At 67.8% G+C, this 22,702-nt stretch carries 12 protein-coding genes; 4 read left to right on the forward strand and 8 right to left on the reverse strand.

From position 1 onward, the window contains the following. The first annotated feature begins 90 nt into the window (after positions 1–90). The gene (locus tag ACFYZ8_RS21255) at positions 91–654 is read left to right on the forward strand and encodes a hypothetical protein (RefSeq protein WP_388537598.1); all 564 of its coding nucleotides are present in this window, start codon (positions 91–93) and stop codon (positions 652–654) included. Positions 655–1,170: 516 nt separating this feature from the next. On the opposite strand, the gene ACFYZ8_RS21260 is transcribed toward ACFYZ8_RS21255, so the two are convergent. The 4 genes from ACFYZ8_RS21260 to ACFYZ8_RS21275 all read right to left on the reverse strand — a co-directional run bounded on the left by ACFYZ8_RS21260 (position 1,171) and on the right by ACFYZ8_RS21275 (position 8,895). Continuing rightward, positions 1,171–3,828 carry a hypothetical protein gene (locus tag ACFYZ8_RS21260; protein ID WP_388537600.1) on the reverse strand — a complete coding sequence of 886 codons (2,658 nt, stop codon included), beginning with the start codon at positions 3,826–3,828 and terminating at the stop codon, positions 1,171–1,173. A gap of 423 nt (positions 3,829–4,251) precedes the next feature. Next, on the reverse strand, positions 4,252–5,937 hold the full coding sequence (locus tag ACFYZ8_RS21265; RefSeq protein WP_388537601.1) for a TIGR04141 family sporadically distributed protein: 1,686 nt from the start codon (positions 5,935–5,937) through the stop codon (positions 4,252–4,254). 109 nt (positions 5,938–6,046) lie between these two features. Continuing rightward, positions 6,047–6,427 (reverse strand): hypothetical protein, encoded by a 381-nt coding sequence (locus tag ACFYZ8_RS21270; protein WP_388537603.1) that lies wholly within the window; start codon positions 6,425–6,427, stop codon positions 6,047–6,049. After that, complete coding sequence (locus ACFYZ8_RS21275; protein WP_388537605.1) at positions 6,424–8,895, reverse strand: AAA family ATPase; 2,472 nt, start codon at positions 8,893–8,895, stop codon at positions 6,424–6,426. The genes ACFYZ8_RS21270 and ACFYZ8_RS21275 overlap by 4 nt, the downstream gene beginning before the upstream one ends. Before the next feature lie 600 nt (positions 8,896–9,495). Here ACFYZ8_RS21275 and ACFYZ8_RS21280 point away from each other — a divergent pair. Then, positions 9,496–9,648 carry a hypothetical protein gene (locus ACFYZ8_RS21280; RefSeq protein ID WP_388537606.1) on the forward strand — a complete coding sequence of 51 codons (153 nt, stop codon included), beginning with the start codon at positions 9,496–9,498 and terminating at the stop codon, positions 9,646–9,648. Between the two features lie 65 nt (positions 9,649–9,713). Here the strand turns inward: ACFYZ8_RS21280 and ACFYZ8_RS21285 are convergent, their stop codons facing one another. Genes ACFYZ8_RS21285 through ACFYZ8_RS21300 form a run of 4 tightly spaced genes read right to left on the reverse strand, consistent with a single transcriptional unit; the run spans position 9,714 to position 18,071 of the window. Then, positions 9,714–12,992: a type I restriction endonuclease subunit R gene (locus ACFYZ8_RS21285; protein WP_388537608.1), complete on the reverse strand. Its 3,279-nt coding sequence runs from the start codon at positions 12,990–12,992 to the stop codon at positions 9,714–9,716. Then, positions 12,989–14,212, reverse strand: coding sequence for a restriction endonuclease subunit S (locus tag ACFYZ8_RS21290; protein WP_388537610.1), 1,224 nt, complete (start codon positions 14,210–14,212; stop codon positions 12,989–12,991). Before ACFYZ8_RS21290 ends, ACFYZ8_RS21285 begins: the two co-directional genes overlap by 4 nt. Then, a complete protein-coding gene (locus ACFYZ8_RS21295) occupies positions 14,205–15,845 on the reverse strand; it encodes a type I restriction-modification system subunit M (protein ID WP_388537611.1) in 1,641 nt (546 codons plus the stop codon). Before ACFYZ8_RS21295 ends, ACFYZ8_RS21290 begins: the two co-directional genes overlap by 8 nt. Positions 15,846–15,884: 39 nt before the next feature. Further along, entirely contained in the window at positions 15,885–18,071 is a 2,187-nt protein-coding gene (locus ACFYZ8_RS21300) for a hypothetical protein (RefSeq protein ID WP_388537613.1), read from the reverse strand. 316 nt (positions 18,072–18,387) lie between these two features. On the opposite strand from ACFYZ8_RS21300, the gene ACFYZ8_RS21305 reads away from it, so the two are divergent. Beyond that, positions 18,388–19,899, forward strand: coding sequence for a hypothetical protein (locus ACFYZ8_RS21305; protein ID WP_389050070.1), 1,512 nt, complete (start codon positions 18,388–18,390; stop codon positions 19,897–19,899). Beyond that, positions 19,892–22,564, forward strand: a complete 2,673-nt coding sequence (locus tag ACFYZ8_RS21310) for a hypothetical protein (RefSeq protein ID WP_388537616.1) — start codon at positions 19,892–19,894, stop codon at positions 22,562–22,564. Before ACFYZ8_RS21305 ends, ACFYZ8_RS21310 begins: the two co-directional genes overlap by 8 nt. Positions 22,565–22,702 lie beyond the last annotated feature (138 nt).

Here is a 22,702-nt window from a genome sequence, read left to right on the forward strand (position 1 = left end):
TGCGACATTGCGGCTGTGGGACCGGGGGCCCGACACTCTTTTGTCCAAGTCAGCCCTGTCGTGTCACTAAATAGTCTACCTCCCGACACGTTGACGGAGATCAAGACGCACCAGGTTCAGCACTACGTCTATCTGACTGCTCCCCCGGAACCGGGCGACTGGAGCGTTGACTTGCGCATCAGCTTGCCAGTGAGTAAGCAGCTACTCATGGGCAGGACACCCAAGCCTGGATTTTTGCTTGAGGCTGACGCTCTCGACTTTGCCGAGCATGTAGCGCACCGGATTCGACGACCGGCTCTGCACGATGCCATTACTACCGGTATGACCAAGGCCATCGGCGCTCACATTAAAAGCACTCGGAAGAACGAACCGGAGTGGTGGCATAAGGTCGAGCAAATTAGGGTCTTGATGGAACCTGAGCGTCTGCGACCAAGATCAGTCCGATTGGTGATCATTCAATTGGAGACGCTCACACGCGAGGAGAGGAACGTCTGGAACGATTGGCGGAAGAGTTTCGCCAAGGTCTTGCGTAAAGAGCATGGGATTCAACTGCAACAAATCACCTTCACGAATCTTGACTCCATGAAGGCCCGTCTGTACGCATCAACGATTCCATTGCGGATTCGCGAATTGCAGAGGGCGCCCATCTGGTAGGAGCGGCACTGCAGAGATTTGCCGCAATCACGCCTTTCGGAGTGATCCCATCGCCTGCGTCCTCCCTGAGCCAGGTGGTCATCCATCCCTCATCGTGCGGTCTCTGAGCCAACGATGGGCTCGACCATTGTGCTGGTCTTTGTCCAGTGCGCTGACGGCCGTGATCGTTCACCGCCGTACGCGCACCCCCTCTGACCTGCCCCGTGAACCCTCCGAACGCCCCCCGGACGCCCGAGCGGACAATTGGAAAGTGTGTTGGGGCAACCCCTCGCGAGTTCGAATCTCGTATATCCTCCGCCCCAGCCCACGTGGGCAAACGAAGGCCCCGACCCGATTTCGGTCGGAGCCTTCGTCGTGCCGTGGTCTCCCGTGGCTAGATCTGGGCGGACCACGATGGATAACGTGCACGAGCCCCAGTGGCTGGTGCACGGCCGTCAGTCGAGCACCACTTCAAGTCGGTCTGTTGGCCGCCAACACCCGCACCACGACAGTTCGATCGCCAGGATTGACCAGCCCCTACACCTGCAGGATGAGGGCCTCCACCTGGCTCAGCATCGTCGCACTCTCCTGAGCCGTCTTACGGGCGGACGCCAGGCGTTCCATCCACTGGATCCTTTGGTCGGCAGGCAGCGGCTCCTCGCTCAACTGGGAGCGCAGGCGGCTCGCTTCATCGAATTCGACCAGGAGGGCGTTGGCCGCCTCGACGGCACGCTGGTAGATGCCTTCTGCCAGCTCGATCCGGGCCGGCAACTCCCGTCGGAGTTCGGCCAGCCGGTCTCGTGGGTCGGATGGTGGTGCCTGCCCATGGATCGTCGTGGCGCCGTCCGACTGGTTGGTGCTCTCAGAGTCGCTCCCCCCGTCGCTAGCGTCGCCACCGGAGGCACCGGTCCGTGAGGCACGGCCCAGTTCCGCCGGGAAAAGGTGATCGAACCACGCCTTGTCGGCGACGAAAGAGGTGGCTTCGCCATTGGTGTCAGGAGCGAGCACCATCCCGGGCACGATCGGGGTCTGGTCCTCCTCACTCCAGAGGCTCTCGCCATAGCAGACAAGCCGTCCGCCGCCGGGCGCCTCGGGCGCCTGGGTCGCGTCCGGGTGCTGCAGCACGGACCGGGCGAACGCGAGCAGAAGCTCCCTACTAACGCCCGGCGCGTTCTCGGTGTAAGCGAGCGTCAGGGCCGCAAGCGCATTCGTCGGGGTACGACGGACGCCCTTGCGCCCCGCTCCCGCCTCACTGCCCTGACCGGGGGTGATCAGCGGTTCGGGAGCGTGGATCAGCGCGGGTGCCATCCGCCGCACCAGTGCCGCCCACGCGGTGGGGTCTCCAGCCTCGGCACCGAGAAGCAGTTCCTTGAGCGGCCTTGGATCCTGCCCGGAGCCGTCCTTGACTTCGGGCACGCCGAACAGGCCGAGCGCGGAGAGAATGTTGGCGCGATGCAGAAACATCTGTGCGATAGCAGCGGACCAGAGCCTGGTACGGGCCTCTGCGGTCTTGGCCCGGATCTGGCTCCACGGGGCTTCTTGCAGGGCGGCCTTCACGATGGGCCAGTAGGGTCCGGTGTCCCGAACCTGACGTTTGCCAGTCTCCGGACCGGCGGGGGGTACGTCCGGGAAGACGAGGGTGGTGATGGCCCGGATGGCGATGTCCCGCAGGGTGACCGGCGAGACCTTCTCGTCGGCAGGCAGCAGGGGAGCCAGCGGGTCGAGGGAACCGTTTGCGGTGAGGGCGTCGCGCACGCCGCCCAGGTCCAGCAGATCAGCCCCCTGGGCGGTGGGGAAGGCGTCCGCAAGGATCGGTCCCAGCTTGCCCTCCTTGGCATAGGTGTCCACGAGCGTGGCAAACAAAGCGATCAGGCGCGCGTCCTCGTCGTAGGGCTGGATACCGCGCAAGTGGTCGTTGACGTTCAACGCCCGCAGCACGTGCTCCAGCGCAGCAGGCTTGCTGCAGCCGATGACAATCTCGGCCGGCACGGTGGCAATCTTCATTGCGCGCAGCGCCTTGTGGTCCGGCTCCGTCGCATCTGCGGCACTGTCCTCGTTGAAGCCATGCGAGACGCGGTTGAGAATCTCCCGCTGGTTGAGCAGCAGCACGGTGGGGTCGTTCGGCCCCTTGGAAAGCGGCACAGCGGACTGGGGCATCCCGGTCACCAGGTGCTCTGAGCGCAGACCGAATACATCGAGTCGGGCCAGGGCGCGGTTATTGGCAGTCACTGCGACCATCCGCCACAGCCGGGAGGTACTGCCGTCCGCGTTGGTAACTTGCCACTGCTGGAGAACACTCATGCCACGCGTCAGCTGGCCAGCAGTGACCAGGGACTCGGCGAGGTCGTAACCGCGCGTCTTGCCGGAGCGCCGCAGGTTCTCCACAGCGTAGCGGTGAACATGAACTGCCACCTCGTACGGCTGCTCGGCCAGCACGAGGGCGGTCTTGGGCTCACCGTCTTCCTCCGCCGCGTGAACCACGGGACGCGGCCGGCGCTGGCCAAGTGCGGCAAGCAAGGCGGCCTTCGTGCGCTCAGCCTCCCGCACACGCTTGCTGGCATGCACGTACTTCTCCTGCGCCGCGGCGAGGGCCGCAGCGGCGTGCGGATCATCACCGGGTGCGCGTCGCCGGGCGTCGCACTCCTTCTCGGCGAGCTTCTTGGCCTTCTCCGCGTTCTCCAAGTCGGCTTCAGCCGTGACGAGTTCAACGACGCGCTGGGTGGCTTCCGGGCTGGGCGGAGCCCAGGAACTGACAGTGCGGTCATTGAGGTCCCAGGGGACCACGGCAGCACCGTGGACGTCGCAGATGAGCAACAGGACCTTGTCGTCACCCGAGTTGACCTCGCGCCAAGCGGAGGGGGTGAGGACCTTCTTGCCACGAGAGGTGACGACGATCTTCTTGATCTCGGTGTCGCCGAGGGCGGTGGCGATGCCCTGGGTAATCGCGGAACGCGGGGGCGGGATCACGCCCGCCTGCTCACAGGTGTTCTCGACGGCGTCCGCGAGTCGTTCTCCCCATGTATCGGTGCCGATGTATGGGTAGATGCCGTCAGGCCGCTTGGTTGCCATGGAGTTGTCCTTCTCCCAGCCGCAGCTGGGTGACAGCACGCACTCGTCCGCCGGGCGCGTGACACGCACCCGAGGGGAAGCCTCGCGGCAGCGGAACGCCAGCCGACCGACCTGGTTGCTCGGCATGTTCCGCTTCGTACAGTCCAGCTGCCGACGCCCGCAGAAGGATCAACCCAAACGGCACCGTGGGCCTGGGGATCTCTCGACTGGTTTCCTGCTCCGCCGACGGCGGCATGAGGCGGACGCCGGTGATGGACCACCGACGTGCATCGTGGACTCTGCCATTTGGGCGCCCCCCTGGTGCCTCTCCCTGCGACAGTGTTCACGCGATCGTGTGGAATGCCTTGCTATTTGCTTGTCGGCCATGGCGATTGAGGTAATGCACAGCCGCTCGTGACGATAGGCGCGTGACGTCACTGGTCGACGCGGTGCGAAAGTCGCTGGCGCAACAGCTGGCATTGCTGTGGCCCTTGCCCGCTGTCACAGCCACCCCGAGATCCGGAACGGCTGGCCAGCAACGTCGCCGTACGTCGTTACGGTACGCGGCGGCTACGCCGCCAACCGCCGAGTCCCAGTCGTGGTGACAGCCGACGGAGTGGAGGCGATGCCGACGACCTCAACCTGGACACCCCATGCTTCGAGCGTCCTGGCCGTCTGCACCAAGGTGACCTGCGAGAACGGAAACAGGGTGTCGGCGGTGAGGTCCGTGCCGTCCTTCAGCAGGATCGCGAAGACGACCTTCGAAGGCCGGAAGTCTTCCGGTAGACCGCGCCCTTGCCGGGCCGCGGCCACCTTCTCGGCGAACCGTTCCCTGCCCTCCGGGGAGTTCCGCAGCGTCTGTACGGCGACGAGCGCCTGACTGAAGAGGTGGCTCAGCGCGTCGGAGCCCTTGGTGCGCTTCACCATGACGAGGACATCGTCCGGGCTCAGCAGGTCGCAGATCTCCACGCCGTTCCCGCGGTGCAGCGCGGTCTGCACGTTGTCGCGGTCGAAGCAGACGTACCCGGGCCGCTGGTCCGGCACGGACGCGTTGTAGGTGCGCTCCTTCTCCCCGAGGACCCACGGGGGCAGGTCGACGGACGGGGTGTCGGTGATCAGCCGCTCGGCGTGCGAGCGGATCGCCTTCAGATACTCCTGGTCGATCTCGTACCAGTGCTCGTCCATCAGGAAGAACCGGCGAGAGCCGAGAAACACCTCCGCCTCGATCCACCGGAGAGCGCTGGACGTCCAGATTTCGTCGGCCCGGTCGGCGCGGTCGTGCCGATAGAGAGTGATGCTTCCTTCCCGGAGTGCGGCCACGCGGTTGCCCGCACGCTGGATGCGCGTACGGCAGAGGACGTACTCCAGGTCGAAGTCGTCGGTCGACCGGCCGGCTGCGTCGCTGTTGATCCTGGCCCTGAACGCCCGGGCGGCTATGTAGTCGTCCCAATGGTCGGCGGGGACAGCGACGCTGATTCTCCCGTCAGGCTCCTGCCCCAGAAGGTCGTCGAGGATGACCTCCAAGCGGGTGACAAGGCTGGGATCGTCGACGGGCAGGACGTGTTCGACGAACTCCAGCTCCGGACTCGGCTTCTCCTCGCGCAGGACGCGGGCGATCGCACGGATGTCGGCAATCAGGTCGGCGCCCTCCACACCGAGCCGCATGCGCAGGCCGGCGCCGCCCTCGGCACTGGAGATCTTCCCCGGGTTGTCCCGGGAGATGGTGAGCGGGATGTCGTCCAGGTGGCCGCCGAGGCGGCGCACGATCTGCGCGTGCTCGACGATGCCCAGGCTCCACACCGAGGCCCCGCTCGGGATCAGCGTGATGTCGGTGCGCCCTCCGCCGGGGGTGTGCGACACCAGGTCCCGGATCTTCGCGGGGTCCACCCGGCGGGACGCGAAGCTCAGCCCGAAGCGGTGGTCCTTCAGCCGATCGGGCACCAGGCGGAAGCCCTGGTCGTAACCGATCGCGTACACCTCACCGTCGACGGCCAGCATCAGCAGGCCAGCCGAGCGGTTGACGGGCCGTGACACCTCGATACCCGTCGTTCGGAAGATCTCGTCGCACCAGCTCGCCACGGGCTGCTCGAAGCTCCCAGTGACCAGGATCGCCGGTACACCGAGGTTCTCGGGGACGTCGAAATCCGCGTGGACCCTTTCCAACTGGTCCGCGTCCAGGGCGTCGAACATCGCGTCGGCGGTGGCAGGCACGCCCCTGAGCGGGTACAGGGTTCGCTTGGACGTACGGGCCGTCATGGTGCTGCTCCTCATTCTGGTCTTTGTGAACGGTCGCGATAACCGTCCTCGTGGTGCCGTTCTCACGTGATGTCTCCTCCCGGCAGCGCTCTCCTGGCGCCGATGCGGATCAGCGGGCCAACAGGGCGACGGTCGCCGCGACTTCGGTGTGCCACGCGCGGACCTGGTCCTCCGTGGGACCGATCTCGTACTGGTGGTAGTGGCATCCCAGGCAGAGCTGACTCCATACGGCCTTCGCGCGGCGGGCCGTTTCTGCTTCGGCGCAACCGCGGAGCCAGAGGAACGCGGCTCGCTGGGTGCCCTCCCGGATCGCGCGCGGCGCCCGGTGGGCGGTGAGGCGGTCGGCGACCGCGCTCTCCAGCGCGACGCGGAGGGCGAAGGCGGCACCTCGACATCGGCTCGCCGTGGTGGCAGCGGGCGTGGCGGGCTCGCCGCTGTCCGCGAGGAGCAGGCCGGCGGTGTCGAGCAGCTGGCGAATCGTCTGGTTCACGGCCCCTCCTCGGGCTTGCGTACCGTCAGGGCGACGGCCTTGATGTCGTCCACGAACTGGTGGGGGTCCGGCATCGAGGTGCCCGACGGGTGGGCACCCTCCTGGCACTGCCGGACGAGGTCCACCGCCCCGGGTCCGCACCGCCTGCGCAGCTCGCCGTAGACGTCACTGGCCCTCTTCGACGGGTCTCCGAAGAGCCCCAAGGCGGCGATGTCCATCAGCGTGACTGCGCCCGCGACGGTCTTCTCCGCCTCGTGTTCGGCCAGCCCCGCCCGGTGCAGCCGCAGCCACGCGGCCTCGAAGAAGGCACGTTCCAGGACGGCGCGGCAGAGGCTGGGCAGCACATGGGTCATCGCGACCGGCGGGAGGTTTCGCGTGCGGATGAGGGCGCGTGCGTCGGCGAGTGCCTGACCGACCGGATCGGTCACCCGGTTCACGGTCACCACGGACCGGCCCGCCCGCTCCACCTCCAGTACGGTCACCGGGAGTTCCTGGTTGGTGAAGGCCCGCTGGAGCCGCGTGTCGTGGGTGAAGACCACAACCTGCCGGGTCTCCCCGAGGTCGTGCAGGACCTTCGCGAGGCCGTGGACCTTGGCGGGATCCATGGACTGCACAGGGTCATCGATGACGACGAACCCGAAGGGGCTGTCCGGCGCGGCGGCGCGCGGCAGGAAGAGCGAGAGCGCGAGGGAGTGCAGTTCGCCCTGGCTCATGACCCCGAGGGCCGCCGCCTCCGTGCCGTCGACGGACACGTCCATCACCAGCTTGCGCACGTTGGCCTTCTCGCTGCCGGTAAGGCGTACGGAACGCAGGTCCACGTTGCTCTGCTGACGCAGTTCCTCCCAGATCCGCTGCGAGTGGTCTTCGAACGGCCGCAGCCGCTCCTCACGCAGCTCGGCACACGCCTCCTTGAGCCACTTACGGGCCGCCCTGACCTGGCGCAGCCGGAGCCTGCCGGCGTACGCAGGCCGGGCCCGGTCGAGCCAGCCCGCGAGGCGGGTGACACAGGAGCGCCACTCCTCGTCGAGCTTCTCCAGCTCCCGCAGCGCCTCCTCGCGCAGCGCGGCGCAGGCGTCGGCGAGGACAAGAGCGGCGGTCTCGGCGCGGGCGGCGAGCCGCTGGGCGTCGTCGATCGCCCGGCACGCCTGCCACTCCTCCCACGGGTCCACGAGCGGGGCGGGCAGCCACGCGGGGACCGGCGTGACGAGGTAGCGGACGGCGTCCACCGCGTCCCGCAGCCCGGTGCGTGCCTCCCGCGCGGTCGCTGCCTCCCGCCGCAGGCTCGCTACCTGCTCGGCGGCCCGCTCGGCCCACGCCTCGTCAAGCGGCCGATCGGACCCGCACACCGGGCAGGTGTCCTCGTCGTCATGCCTACGACTGTGTTCCAGGGCCTTGGCCAGCAGTTCCGCGCGCTGGTGGGCGTCCTCGACGCCCGAGGACCGTACGTCGTCGAGTACAGCGACGGCCTCGCGCAGCCGGTCCACGGCCGCGCCGACCGCGGCGAGGTCGGGTCCGGTCAGCGCGGCGGTCGCGCGCAGTTCCTGGAGACGGCCCTCGTCCGCGTCGGGCAGTGCGGTCACCAGGGCATGGAGTTCGGCGAAGTCGGGGTCGCCCGCCCCGCCGACCACCGCGAGCGCGCGTTCCGCCCGGGGGTCGTCCAGCGCGGACAACGTCTCGACGAGTCCGGGCCGTTCCGCCTCGGCCTGCTTCAGCGCGGAGTCGAGCGCCTTCTCGATGCGCTGGAGCCGTTCGTTCGCGTCAGTCAGCTCGCCGAGTCCGAGGATGGCGGCGACTGAGTCGTACTGCTCGCTCGGCCTGCCGTTGAGGACCTTGTCGAGATCCGCATACGACAGGAAGGGGCTGTAGTCGTTCAAGGCCCGCTCCCACCCCATGTCGGCGAAGGGCAGCCGACCGTGGCCCGGCCGCCTGAACTCGACCTCGGGAGCGGTGACATCGTCACCGGGCCAGGTGCACGTCAGGGTGGACAGCCGGGGGTCGCCCGCGAGTGCGAGGCGGACCTCGACCTTCGGGTCGGCCCCGTCGTGCAGGTTGCGCCAGTGCCGGCGCCACACCTCGCCCCGCTGCTTGTCCAGGCGGGCGGTCCGGCCCGTGAGCGCCGTCTCGGCGCCCTCGGCGAGGCTGGACTTCCCCGAGCCATTGCGCCCCACGACGAGAGTGACTCCAGGCTTCGCGGTCAACGGCAGACGCGCCTTGCGGCCGATGCCGCGAAAGCCGCTGACGCTGATGGAGTCGAGGAACACCCGCTGGTCCGGGTGCGGAACGACGGGGGCGCCGGACTCCGTCGCCGTGGCTCCCAGTGCCTCGCGCAGGAGTTCCCGGGGTGCCTCGGCGAGCGCCGAGCTTTCGAGGCGGGCGACCAGCCGGGAGAGCGTCGAGGAGCCGCCTCGGCCCTGATCGCTCGTTGCGTTCGCCTCGTTCGGCTCGCTCTGTGCGAGGTGTTCCGTCATGGTCCTCTCCGCTCTCCGTGGTCCGTTCCGATGTCCGATGGGCACCGACCGGGCTCATGCGGTGAGCGGGAGGGGTGAGCCTCCGGCATTGCGCGTGCCCGGTGTGACGGAACAGACGTTAGAGACAGAGAGATTCGTCAAGCCATGTTCTGATCGATAACCGGGGTTATCACAGATCGAGAATCACCAGCCGAGTTATGGGGCACTGGGCTTTTCCGCCCACACCGCCTTGCCCAGCGGGTGACGCGGCATCAAACCCAGCGCACGACCAAGGCGTTCACCAGGAGTAGTCCTCCACCCGACTCGCCCTCAGGAGTCGATGAAGGCGGGGGCGCGGGGCCGTTTCACGGAGGCCGTGTCCGCGACCCGCCGTATCGAGAGCGCGTCGGAGGCCGATATCACTCCGGGCACACGCCGTATCGCACGGCGCTCACGGCGAGTTCGATGACGACCAGGGGCGATCGCGCACGACGCGGACCGATCGCGCACCCCGCAAAGAGGAGGCGAACTGCCCGACAGGAGAAGGCGGTTCGCTCCGTACGTCGGTGAGGCGCACCCGTCTCCGTCGCGGATCCACTTTCGGCGATCACCAACGTCGTGATGTTCGGGACACCGGGCCGCGCCTCCATCCACGTCCCGATCTGTCCGGACTGCGGGGCGCCCAAGTACGACGACGCGAGTCTCAGCCTGGTGACTCCAAGTGAGATGCAGCATGTGGAAGAGTGCGTCCGCGTGATCCTGGGGCTGGCGTAGCCGTCACCCGCCCCAAGAACCACCCCTCTCAGGGAAACCCCGCCTCTGTCGCAGTACCGCTCGTGCTACCCCTCCCCCTCCTTCGCGGCCGGCGCCCAGAGAGCGGCCACGATCTCCATCTGCTTGAGGACCAGGTCGACCGCCTCGCGCTCCTCCTCCGGCGGGTAGTCGAACATCGCCAGCACGCGGCGGATGCGGGTACGGAGCTTCGCCCGTACGGGTTCGCGCGAGAGCCAGTCGACGGAGAGGTTCTTCTGGATGTCCTTGACGAGGGCACGGGCGATCTTGGCGAGGGTGTCATCGCCGCCCTCCATCGCCTCGGCCATGTCGCGGTGCGCGACGGCGTCGTAGAAGGCCAGCTCGGCGTGGGTCAGCGGCGGGTCGAACCGCTCGCCGCGGCGGGCCTCCGCCGACACCTCCCTTGCCAGCGCGGCGAGTTCGGCGATCACCTGGGCGCTGGTGAGTTGCTGCAGCATGTACCGCTTCATCAGGTCGTTCAGGCGCTCGGTGAAGCTCTCGTTGCGGACGACGTTGTGCTTGGTCACCTCGCGCATCTTCTGCTGGATCATGCGGCGCAGGGCCTCGGTGACCAGGTGGGGGGTCTCGGAGTTCTCCAGCTTCCGCAGTTGCGCCTCGTTGAGGCGGGTGATGTCCAGCCGGCCGATCCCGGCCTCCGCGTACAGGTCGGTGATCTCGTCGGCGTCGACGACCGAGGCCGCGAGGGCTTGCAGGTAACGCTGGACCTCGGCGCTGAGCGGCTCCCCGCTCGCCTCGCGCTGGGCGGCGTCGAGCTTGATCATCCAGGCCCGGACCTCGCTGAAGAAGGAGATGTCACGACGCCAGTCGTCCAGGTCCTCGCAGCGCTCGGCGATCTCCTTGCTCATCGCGCAGACACGGTAGAAACGGTCCAGCCGGGCCGCGCTGTCCTTGAAGCGGACGGAGAGCGGCTTGGCGGGGGCCTCGACCTTGTTACCCGGGTTCTTCGGATCGCGCAGGAAGTCGGCGGTCAGGCGTAGCGCGCGCTTGCGGGAGTCGGAGCGGCCGGTGTCGGCGAGCCACTCCTTCCAACGGCTTCCGGCCAGTAGCCCCTTGATGGTGGCGATCTCGTTCTTGACCTCGGTGACGGCCCGTTCGATGTCCGCGCCGAGGGTCTGGTCCTTGCGGTCTTGGTCCGAGTACTCGCGCAGGGCCTTGGTGAGGTTGTCGGTGAGGGGTGCGTAGCCGACGAGCAAGCCGTCCTGCTTGCCGCGGAAACGGCGGTTGACGCGGGCGAGCGCCTGCATCAGGTTGGCGCCCTGCATCGGGCGGTCCATGTACAGGGTGTGGATGGGCGGGGCGTCGTAGCCGGTGAGCAGCATCGAGTGGACGATGAGCAGTTCCAGCTCGTCGTCGGCGTTCCTGGCTCGCTTCTGAACGACCTTCTGCTGGGACTTCCGCAGCGAGTGCTTGCGCATGTGCTCGGGGTCGGAGCGGTCCCCGTGGAAGACGATCTTCATGACGCCCTTGCCGACCTCGTCACTGGCCCAGCCGGGCCGCCGCTCGGCCAGCGCGTCGAAGACCCGTACGCAGATCTCGCGGGTCGCGCACACGATCATCGCCTTGCCGGGGGCGCCGATATCGGGCTTGACCAGCTCGCGGCGCTGCTCCCAGTGGGCGATCAGGTCGTCGGCGAGCTTCGCTATGCGGTCCTGGGCGCCGTAGACCGTGTTCATCGTCGTGGCGTACTGGATGGCGCGGCGGCGCTCGGCGTCGTCCATGCCCTCGGTGACGGTGTTGGCCTGCTCGTCGAGCTTGTTCGGGTCGACGCCCTTGGGCAGGTCGACCTTGATGACACGCGGCTCGTGGAAGACACGGACCGTGGCCCCGTCGTCTACGGCGCGCTTCAGGTCATAGATGTCGATGTACTCGCCGAAGACGGCACGGGTGTCAGCCTCGGCCTTCGAGATCGGCGTACCGGTGAAGGCGAGCAAGGTGGCGTACGGCAGGGCGTCGCGCAGGTGGCGGGCGTAGCCGTCGAGGCTGTCGTAGTGCGAGCGGTGCGCCTCGTCGACGATCACCAGGATGTTGCGGCGCTCGGAGAGGAGGGGGTGGGACTTGCCGGCGTCCTTCTCCTCCTTGCTCAGGCCGAACTTCTGAAGGGTGGTGAAGACGATCCCGCCGACGTTGCGCCGCTTCAGCTCGGTGCGTAGCTCCTCGCGCGTGTCGATCTGGTGGGCCTTCTGCCCGAGCAGGGTCTCGCTGTCGAGGAAGGTGTCGTAGAGCTGGTCGTCGAGGTCGTTGCGGTCGGTGATGACGACGATGGTGGGGTTGTTCAGGGCCGGGTGGCGGGCGACGAGCGCCGCCGTCTCCACCATCTCCTCCGACTTGCCCGCGCCCTGCGTGTGCCAGACGACACCGGCCTGGCCGTTCGTCCGTGACGCCTCGACGACGGCGTCCACGGCCTTGTTCACGGCGAAGTACTGGTGCGGCTTCGCAATGCGCTTGCCGGAGAGCTGCTCGCCCGGCTTTGGCGGGGGGAAGTTGACGAAGTTGCGGGTGAGGGACAGGAACCGGTCCTGCGTGAACAGGCCGTGCAGGGCCAGGTTCAGCGCGTCGAGGCCGTCGTAGCCGGGCTCGTTGGTGTCGACGCGCTCGCCCTCGTGGTCGACGTTCCAGGGAGCGAAGTGCTCGTACGGCGTGAACGCTGTGCCGTACTTGGCGGTTATGCCGTCCGAGACCAGACAGAGGACGTTGTAGCGGAACGCGATCGGGAACTCCGAGACGTACGTCTGGAGTTGGGCGTGCGCCGACTTGAGGGTCGCGTTCTCGTCAGAGGCGCTCTTCAACTCGACGACGGCCAGGGGCAATCCGTTGACGTACAGGACGATGTCAAAGCGGCGGTGGCTGCCGTCGGTGTCCCTGACCGTGACCTGGTTGACGGCGAGATAACTGTTCGCGTCGGCGTCCGTGAAGTCCACGAGACGGACGGTGGGGGTCTGCTCTGCGCCGAACTCGTCGGTGTAGGTGAGGCGAATGCCGGTGGTCAGGTACTCGTGGGCCCGTTTGTTCTCCGGGTACGCCTCGCGGGATGCTGGGTCGGTGGCGATACGCATCGCCTCGTGGACGGCGGTGGAGGTCAGCTCCGGGTTCAGCTTCTCAATGGCGGCCTGGAGTTCGTCGTGGAGGATGAGGTCGTCCCAGTCCCGGCGGTGGCCAGTGCCGGGGGCGAGGTCTTTGCCGGGCTTGGTGTCCCAGGCGAGTTGGGCGAGTTCGTCCAGGGCGAGGTGCTCCCAGGTGGACTCGGTCATTTTGGCGTCGAGGTGGGCCGAGGCGTGAGTGGGCTCGTTGCCGCTTTCGTTGGTCATACGGCTCCCTCCACGATCTTCTCGGCGTCTCGGACGCGGAGGCTGCCGGACATCAGTTGGGGGAGGAGGGTGTCGCGGAGGCCAGCCAAGGCCAGAGACTCCCTGAGCGCCTGGTCCGCTCGCTCCTCCAGCGCATCCAGCTTGGGGCGCAGTTCCTTCTGGCCAGCAGGACTGGGCAAGGTCAGTTCCAGTTCACCTACTTGGGATCGCCGGAGTTCGGTCTGACCAGTGCTGCCTTCGCCCATCGCCTCGATCTCAGGCTGAGCACGCAGCATGGCGAATCCGGCGCAAACGGGGTCGACCTTGTCCTCATTGAAGCGCACGATCGTAATGTGCGAGTCGACAGTCGCGTCCAGGTCCAAGGTCCAACGGGCAACCCGCCCGAGAGTACCAACACCCGTTGAATTCACCAGCACGTCGTTAGGCTGCAGCAGCTTGGGGTCCTTGACCTTCTCCCGGAGAGTCAGGCGGGAGGGTTCGAGATTCACACGCCCGCCGCGAATGCACTTCTGATTGAGTACTGTGAGTTCATCCGAAGAATCCGTGTACTTAGGAGTGACGCCGCGAGTCAGCGCAGTCGCGATTGACTCCACAACTACTTCAACGGAGTCTTCATCACGAAGACTCTGGGAATAGAAGGTGAGACCGAGTTCGCGAGCCGTGACCGCGATGCGCTCGCTGACCGCGATCTTGTCGTCCAGCACCCCTAGCACCTCGGAAATAGTCCGCTGCCACTCCACGTCTGGGAGAACGATTTCGATTCGCTTCTGATCCGAAAGGCTGAGGTATGGGGCCATATCGGTTCCATGAGCCATAGCCTTCAACTGCGAGCGGAATTCCGAACTCAAAGCCCAATATCGCAGGTACCGCGCATCGAGCTCATCAGGGTTCTTTGACCTCCAGTAGCTCAGATGGGGAGAATAGACGAATTCAGGGGCATCATTCGGAACATAACCAGTCCTACCGGTACTGTTCCCCTTGGTCGTAATTACCGTGTCTCTTGGCTTAGCCATCTTGGGCTTAACTTTCATGGCCAGCTCTGCATGGAATCGCTCAGCCCCATCCCAATCCCAACCGCTCTGGGTGAGCCTTCCTGCCCGCATGAAGATCGGCCCATTTCCTCCAAGTTCGCTGTTCTTCGCCCTGTACCCATCGCCGATCTCGAGAGTTCCGCGGCGCATCAATTCAGCAAACGTGACCTGCTCGCTCTGGTCAGCCACCGATCCTCCCCAACTGCTCCCGCACCACCGCATCCAACCGAGCCGACTCATCCAACTGCTCGAACAATTCCTTAGTCAGCCGAGCGATCCGCTCCCCCACCGGCTCCGCGTCCGGGTCTTCCGCGACCTCCGCCGCCCCTACATACCGCCCCGGCGTCAACACGTAGTCCTGCTTCTCGATCTCCTCCAGCGTTGCGCTGTAGCAGTAGCCCGGCACGTCCTCGTACGAAAGGCCCTTGTCCTTCGCCGACTTCGTGCCCCGCCACGCGTGATACGTGTCGGAGATCTTCTCCAGGTCTTCCTCCGTGAGGATCCGCTCCGTGCGGTCGACCATCGTGCCCATCGCGCGCGCGTCGATGAACAGCGCCCGGCTCCGCCGGTCCTCCAACGCCCTCGTGCCCTGCGGGGACTTGTCCTTCGTCAGGAACCACAGGCAGGCCGGGATCGCTGTCGTACGGAAAAGGTTGGCCGGCAACGCGATCATGCAGGACACCAGGTCGGCCTCGACCATCGCCGCGCGAATCTCGCCCTCGCCCGACTGCTTTGAGGACATCGAGCCGTTGGACAGGACCACGCCCGCGCTGCCCCGGTCACCCAGCTTGGACACGATGTGCTGGAGCCACGCGTAGTTCGCGTTCGACTGGGGCGGAGTGCCGTAGCGCCACCGCCTGTCGTCCGACTTCCTCGCCCAGTCCGACATATTGAACGGCGGGTTGGCCATCACGAAATCGGCCTTCAGATCCGGCAGTTTGTCGTCCGCGAACGTGTCCGCCCAGCGGTCGCCGACGCCTTTCGGGTCCATGCCGTGGATCGCGAGGTTCATCTTGGCCAGGCGCCAGGTGCGCTCGTTGGCCTCCTGGCCGTAAACCGCAATGTCGTGCGTGTGGTCCTTGCCGCGCCGCTTCGCGACGAACTTGCCGCTCTGTACGAACATGCCGCCCGAGCCGCACGCTGGGTCGTACACCCGCCCCTCGTACGGCTCCAGCACCTCGACGATCAGGCGGACCACGCTCGCCGGCGTGTAGAACTCGCCGGCCCGCTTGCCCTCGGCGCGTGCGAACTTCTCCAGAAAATACTCGTACGTCTCGCCCAGGACGTCCTGCGCCGGGCGGTCGCCATGCCCCGTGAAGCGCGCGTCGCTGATCAGGTCGACGAGTTCCTTCAGACGCTTCTGGTCGACATTGTCGCGGTTGAAGATCTTCGGGAGGACGCCGGTGAGGGTCTTGTTGGCCTTCATCACCTCGTCCATGGCCTCGTCGAGGAGCTTGCCGACGCCGCCCTCCGCGCTGGCCGCGTTGTCGGAAATGTGGTCCCAGCGGGCGGTCTGGGGCACCCAGAAGACGTTCTTCTCCGTGTACTCGTCCTTCTCCTCCAAGAAGGCCGCCCGGCGGTGCTCGGGGATCTGAGCCAGCTCGGGGTCGGCGGCCAGTTCCTCGCGGCGTTCGGTGAAGGCGTCGGAGACGTACTTCAGGAAGACCAGGCCGAGCACGAACTCCTTGTACTGGGCGGCATCCATGGAGCCGCGGAGCTTGTCCGCGGCCTTCCACAGGATGTCCTGGATCTCCTTGGTGCTGGAGACACTGAGCAGTTCGCCCTGTCCGGCGGCTGCCGCGGCGCGCTTGCGGGGAGGCATCGTTCCTTCTTCCGACTCGTCAGTGGGTGGGTCTGGGGGTTACGTACGGTTAATGGTTCGGGTTTCGCCGAGGGTGAGGGTGCCGTCGGCCAGGCCCGCGACCGTCAGGCGGCGGGCCTCGGTGAGGGCGTCGGACTGGGCGCGCAGCAGGTGTTCCCGGCGTTCGGTCTCGGCTAGGAGGGCGTCGAAGCGCAGGACCTCGTCCGGGTTGAGGTCAGGGAGCTGGTAGTCCTCGATACGGCGGGCGGGGCGTACCGCGCTGGGGCTGCGGGCGGTGCCACGAGCCGCGCCGAGCAGGGCCGCCAGGACCCGGGGGGTGAGCGGACGAGTGGCGCCGGCGTTGACGCGGAGGATGCGGGCAGGGAACGCGACGACCGAGAAGCCGTCGTGGTCGACGTACACGCCGAGGCGGGGCGCGAGGGTGTAGACGACGTCGCCGGGCTCGGTGAGCGCCGCCCGTTCGTACACCGTTGCCAGCAGCAGGCGGTCGATGCGGCGGTCGCCCACGGGTCGTTCGCCGGTGATCTCCTCGGGACCCAGGACGGTGTGGTGGCCGTCCCCAGTGAGGTGCCTCTCGTCGATACGGTGGCCGGGGAGGCGGGTCACCCTGCGTGCGGTGATCAGCTTGCCGAGAGTGGTGCGCTTGGGCAGGCGACCGACCCTGCGCATTACGGCCCCTCGGTAAGGGCCTCGCTCGTCCTCGTACGTGTGAGTGTCCGCTGTCGCGCGCTCCAGGCGGGCCTCGGCCTCGGCGATCAGGGCGGGGCGTTCGGTAACCTTGTCGGACCAGATCGCGGAGGCGGGCGGCGCAGGTGGGGTCAGGGGACCGCCGAAGGCCCGGTCCAGGTCGGCGACGGGGACCACACGGCCATAACGCGGGTCGTGACCATCGAGTCCTCGGAAGCCTTCTGCTCTCCAGAGGAGGACGTCCTCGGCGAGCCGCATGCGCACATCCGGCGTGAGCTGTCCCGAGCTAATGTCGGCCAGTAAGACCATGCCCTCCGCCTCCCGGACGGGACCGCGTGTGAGCGTCCACAGCGCGGGACGGTAGCCGGGGCGGAAGGGCAGGACCCCGCCGGGAAGCGCGATGACCGACTCGACGATGCTCTCGCGCAGGAGGGCCGAGCGGAGCTGGGCGGCCTCGGTGCTCTTCAGTTCGTCGACGAGCGCGTCGGCCGGTCCGAGGACGAGGGCCGTGCAGCCGGGGCGGAGGAGGTAGGCGACGCGTTCGAGCTGCGTGAGGGCGGCGAGTATCGAGCGTTCCTCGCCGGGGCGGTACGGGAGCTGGGTGACGACGAGGTCCGGGTCCGCGAAGCGTTCCTCCAGGTCGGGGCCGGTCTGCACGTCCAGGTCGAGTTCGCCGACGCCCGCCAGCAGGAGGCGGCGGCGGGTGATTCGGGTGAGCCGGTCGTCGGGGTCGGCGGCGAGTACGGTGACGCGGTCGCGGTCCTCCGTGTCGTCGAGAAGCGCGGCGAGTAGGTCGCCGGCGCGGGCGTGCGGGTCAGCGAGGGTGAGGGACTCGCCTTGCTCGAGGCGGACGCGGAGGTCGGTGAGCTGGGTGAGCAGGCTCCGCAGCTCCGGGGTGACCGCGTCAGCGGCGAGGGAATCCAGTCCGAGCCGGGAGCGGGCAGCGAGCAGCCACTCGTACGCGCCGCGCTCGTCGTAGGCGGACTCGATCAGGTCCTCGGCGAGGCGGGCGAGCGGGGCCGCCGTGGCGTCGATCGAGCGAAGCTCGCGGAGTACGAAATCGTCCTCGGCGTCGATCCGTTCGGCTCGGCGCAGCAGCGCGGACCAGAGGGCCTCGTCCGCTTCGGCGTCGGGCGGGGAGGTTGGGGAGGCGTTCGCGCCGTCGTCGGCCAGTGGCCGGCCGCCGAGCCGGCGCAGGCACAGCAGGCTGCCCAGCGTCTCGACCAGCTGCCACGGCGTGAAGCGGTCCCGCAGCGCGATGATGCCGAATAGGGCCAGCTCGGATCGGAGCTCCTGCGGGGCGGCGTTGCCCAGGCCGGAGGCGATCAGCCAGTCCGTCACCTGTGCGCCGTCGAACAGCGGCCGTCCCGAGTGCTCGGACACGGTGGCCGGGAAGTCCGTGTGGCGTCGGCGCCAAGTGGACACGACAGGGCGCTTCACCCGGGCGAACGTCGCGATGTCGGACATCGACAGCAGGAGGGGCAGCGGTGCTGGGGAGCGGAGTGCCGGGTTCGGCAGACCAGTGACCACGGTGCGCATCCCTCCCCCTCGCTCATCTATCGTCACATCAGCCGCTTCGGCCATCAGGCCGGGCCTTGTCCTTGGGTCACGGCTTCGCTCGCAGCGGATTCTCGCCGACGCCACAAGACGATACGCCGACCCCGGGCGGGGTGAAGGCACCGTCATTTGATAATGGCGGTTATCAGGCTCCCAGCAGATTCACCCCGTCGAGCTGTCCCGTCCGATTGGGGATTCCCATCCGAAGTGCCGCTGCCCCAAGAGATGCGCCAGAATGACGGATCGGTTTCCCGACTGAACAGCGCTGAGGGGGTGACAGCGGGAAATGGTCGAGGGCATGGTCGCCGTCGGTGCGAAGGGGCAAACACCGGAGCTCGTGGACGGACCGGGCTGGAGCCGCCCCGGACTGGACGTCGCCGCGGGCCGTTATCCGCTCTCGGTGGAGCGGCATGTGGCGCGCATGGTCGATCACCTGGTACCCGGGGTGACCACGCAGACGCCGCACGGGCGTTACTACGCACTGCACGGGCTGATCGCGGCGCAAGCCGACGGGGAGGACCTGACGGTCCCGGCCGCCCAGACTCTGCTGCGCCGCGCGGAAGTGGCCTTGGCCGCCGTGTCGTTCGCGCATCATCCACAGGCTCTGGACTGGCTGCCGCGTGCTCATGGGGTCGATGCCCTTGCCCGGCGGCTGCACTTCGGGACGGTCACCATGTCCGAAGCCGAGGTCCCGGGCAAGGACGGGTACGTGGGCAACTCATGGGGGTTCTGGGCACCGTACGCCGGATCCGAGGTCGCGCTCGGCATCCTCGGTGCGGGCCCCATGCCGGTTCCCGGTCCGCGGTTGGAGACCGCGGCACTACGAGCGGGGCTGGGCGGGCTGCTCGAACTGGCCGCCGAGGACACGCTGAACATGGATGATCTGGCCTCTTTGGGGGACCGGCTGTGCGTGTGTGTCGGCGGTGAGCATCCTGACGGGGCGTGGCTGGCTAACCTGATGTGCGAGCCCGGTGCATCGGCCGACGCAGGCTCCCGCTCGGCAACGCGACGACAGACGATTCAGCTTCTGGCTCGTGTGGTCGCCACACATCCCGTCCGATACTTCACCCGCGACATCGGCCATGTGCTCGCTTTCGGCGACTTCCTGACCAGTGATCCCGTCACCAGCGGCATCGACGCGGCCGGCGCCTGGCGCGGAGTGGTGCTGCGCAATTACTCCGTCGGGGCCTGGCGCCGCCTGTGGTCCTGGCTCGTGGAGCAGGTCGACGGGCTGGTGCCGATCGAGGAAGTGGCCGACCGCTTCGCCGCGGAGTTGCCCGACATGACGGTGGACGCGTTCCTGTCCTCCCTGCCCGCGACGCAGAGCACGGCCGGAACGCCGTTGCCCGCCGAGCACGACCTGCGGTGGGCGGGTGATCCCTTGCCTGTCGCCGAGTTGGGAGTGCTCGCCGCCAGTGCCCGTCGGGTGGACGAACTCACCGGTCGGGTCCGGGACGCGTTCCTCGGCCAACGCGGTGTCGAACTCGGCCCGGAATGGGTCCAGCGGCGGCTTGACGAAGCCCGGCCCATGAAACTGCCCGATGTCGCCCGCCGACTCACCTATGACCTGGTAGCGCGGTCGCAGCGGATCGCGTTGGCCAAGGCCCGCCGACGTGCTGACGGCACGTTGTGGTTACCGACCCGGCTGCACGAACGGGGCGGGCTGCTGTACCGGACGAGCCAGGAGGGGCGCGGTGACGTCGGGCTACGGCTAGATCAACTCGGAAGCGTCCTGGCCACCTGCGGCGTACTGCACTACCACGACCAGCACTGGTCAGTGACCAGTAGCGGGAGGGCTCTCGTTGGCTGAGACCGAACCGGCACCGGGAGTGGTGGAGCCACCAACCGCGGTCACCTCTCCGCTGACCCTCATCCTCGAAGAAGAGCGCACGGGCCGGCGGAGCCTGGAAGAAGCGCTCTTCCTCAGCTTCACCGCCGATCTCGGCTTCTTCGAGGAGGTCGCCCTCGGCGTCACCCAGGCCACCGGCGCACGCGTCACCGTGGCGGGAGATGTCTCCATGACCCGGAACGATCCCCGTTCCGTTCGACGGGCCGGCCGCAGCTACCTCGCCGGCCTGGCATACGCACACGGTGCCGCGTTCCATCCCAAGCTGATGGTCCTCGCCGGACCGGGGCACGCCACCATCGCCCTCGGCTCAGGCAACACCACGCTGGCTGGCTGGCAGGCCAATGCCGAACTGTGGACAGTTCTGCGGGTGGACGGCGAGCAGAGTCCCACCGCGGTTCCGGAGCTGTCGGCATGGCTGCGCGACCTCCCGGAAAAGGTGAGGTTCTCCGCCGGTGTGTCACAGGCGCTGGGCCGCGTCGCAGCACTGCTGGACCGGCTCCACCGCGACAGGACACCCACGGCGCCACAGGTCCGCGTCGTCAGCAGTCTGCGTTCGCCGATCATCGATCAGCTGCCGCAGGGGCCCGTCGACGAACTGGCCGTGTTCGCGCCCTTCTACGACTGGCGCTCGATGGCACTGCGGCGGCTGCTCGAACGCTTCCGTCCGGGCCGGTTCGCCCTCGCCTACCAGCCCGGGCTCAGCGATCTCGACGGTCCGTCGGTCGCCGCTCTGGTGAAGGAGTACGACGGACGCGTCATCAGCGACAACGACCAGCGGTACCGCCACGGGAAACTCGTCGAGTGGGTCTCCGAGGGGCAGCGGTGGGCCCTGACCGGCAGCCCGAACCTCTCGGCCGCGGCCCTGCTGCTTTCCCAGGGCGAGGGCGGCAACTGCGAACTCGGCGTCATCACCCCTATCCCTGCCACCCTCCTTCCGGACGGCACCGACGAGCCCGCCGCCCGGCTGAACACGGCCCTGCCTCTTCCCCGCCCAATCGCCAGCAGTGGGCCGCTGCTGCTCGGTGCCCTACGCGTATCGGACGGCCTGGAGATCAGTGTGGCCCGGCCCCTCTCCGACACCGCTCACCTGGAGTTGTCTCAGGCGGCAGCACCGCCGGAGGCATGGGAGCGCATCGCCGACATCCCACCCGGCCAAACCACACTGACGGTGACGGCTCCGGCGGATGCGGGCAGCCGTGTGCGCCTGGTCGTAGTCGACAGCGACGGCGTACCAAGCTTCGGCAACATCGTGTTCGTCGTCGACCCTGACCGCGCCCTGCGCCGAATGACCCCGGCCCAGTCTCAGGCCCCCACGACACGGCCACCCGACCTGTTCGCCGATCCCCGGCTCGCCGAACGATTCCTGGGCGACCTGGAAACCCTCCGTACGGGACTGACCCCCACCCCAGCGGGCACATCCGCGAGCAGCAGCACTGGCGGTGCGGTCGCGACGGCTCCGCTGGACGGTGACGAGGACGGCTGGGAGCGCTACCTGGACGAATGCGCCGGGCGTGTCGGACACTCGCTCACGCGCTTCGCGCTGGGGCTTCCCCTGCCCACCGACACCAGCACGCCGTTTCAGGACCTGCTGCCCGTCTCCTGGGACGAGCGGTTCACCGACGACATCGAAGCCGCCCTCGACGATGACGACGCCGAGGCCGTGGCAGCAGAGCACGACCCCGAGGCGGCCGGTGCCGAAGCGAGCAGCACCGCCCCCGTGCCCGACCTCCGGCAGGCCGACCAGGAAGTCCGCCGTAGATACCGGCGCTGGGTGGAGCGCCTCGTCGCGCTCGCTCCCCACCTGGGCCCTCCGGAGCGCATGCTCGTCGTCCGGCTGACCCTGTGGACCGTCGCGGCAGGCGCCTGGCCTCCGGCACAGACCGACTGGCTGCCGCTGCTCTCCCGGGCCGTCCGCGCACTGGACCGAAAGGATCTCCCCGAGCGGATCGAGCCCCAAGTCGGCAGCCTGGCCGCGGTCGCCCTCGCCGTGCTCCGAAGCCACGCCCCCCGGTACGAGATCACCCCTGAGACGCTCGCCTTCAACGAAGCTTCCCAGGCAGTCAGCCACCTGCTTCCCGCAGTGGACTCCGCGTACGTCACTGAATACACAACGCTGCTGGACACAGCCTTCGGCCCTGCCGTCGACCAGGCCGCCGTGCTCGATGTCGCGTCGGACGTCGTTCAGGACGATCCCCTCGCCGACGCCGTATGGTCCCTCACCGAGAAAGGGCGCGACGTACACCGCCACGGACAGCTCCTGCTCCACATCACCGGCCGCTTCAGCAATCCCGCGCTGGTGGCACTCGAAGCAGTCGGCGCCGCCGAAGACGCGCCCCTGGTCGGAGCCTGGGCCGACTCGGGCTCGGACTCCGGCGGGGGAGCCTGGGCGCTGGTCGTCTGGCGGCGGCCCGACCTCATCGTGGTCGATGCCCGCGGGGCCGTTCCCCTCTGGCGCCATTACCGGCTCACCGGGCTGGTGGGCCCAAGAGCCCTCGCCGCACAACGCGGCTTCGAATCAGCCGCCTCCGTACCCCACGGCCCCCGCAACCAGCCCTTCGACCTGGCCCACCAAGTCCTGTCGGACCTCGGCTTGGTCGGACCTCGGCCACCACAATGTGAGCCGTAGCCGGGAAGTCTCTACATGGCCATCGCGGAAGGTACGCGTTACGGACACCCGATCACGACGTCACGATCAGTCGAGGCCAAGGTGCGAGCGGCATCGGGAGCGGTGTGCATGTCGATGCCGCCGTTCAACAGCGACACC

Source organism: Streptomyces sp. NPDC001668 (genome assembly GCF_042893155.1).
In the GTDB taxonomy this organism is placed as follows: domain Bacteria; phylum Actinomycetota; class Actinomycetes; order Streptomycetales; family Streptomycetaceae; genus Streptomyces.

What these genes read in the sequence shown, in the direction of transcription:
- ACFYZ8_RS21300 (WP_388537613.1), bottom strand. Translation starts at nt 18,071, where the DNA reads ATGCGCACCGTGGTCACTGGTCTGCCGAACCCGGCACTCCGCTCCCCA.
- ACFYZ8_RS21265 (WP_388537601.1), bottom strand. Translation starts at nt 5,937, where the DNA reads ATGACGGCCCGTACGTCCAAGCGAACCCTGTACCCGCTCAGGGGCGTG.
- ACFYZ8_RS21260 (WP_388537600.1), bottom strand. Translation starts at nt 3,828, where the DNA reads ATGCCGAGCAACCAGGTCGGTCGGCTGGCGTTCCGCTGCCGCGAGGCT.
- ACFYZ8_RS21305 (WP_389050070.1), top strand. Translation starts at nt 18,388, where the DNA reads ATGGTCGCCGTCGGTGCGAAGGGGCAAACACCGGAGCTCGTGGACGGA.
- ACFYZ8_RS21280 (WP_388537606.1), top strand. Translation starts at nt 9,496, where the DNA reads ATGTTCGGGACACCGGGCCGCGCCTCCATCCACGTCCCGATCTGTCCG.
- ACFYZ8_RS21275 (WP_388537605.1), bottom strand. Translation starts at nt 8,895, where the DNA reads ATGACGGAACACCTCGCACAGAGCGAGCCGAACGAGGCGAACGCAACG.
- ACFYZ8_RS21285 (WP_388537608.1), bottom strand. Translation starts at nt 12,992, where the DNA reads ATGACCAACGAAAGCGGCAACGAGCCCACTCACGCCTCGGCCCACCTC.
- ACFYZ8_RS21295 (WP_388537611.1), bottom strand. Translation starts at nt 15,845, where the DNA reads ATGCCTCCCCGCAAGCGCGCCGCGGCAGCCGCCGGACAGGGCGAACTG.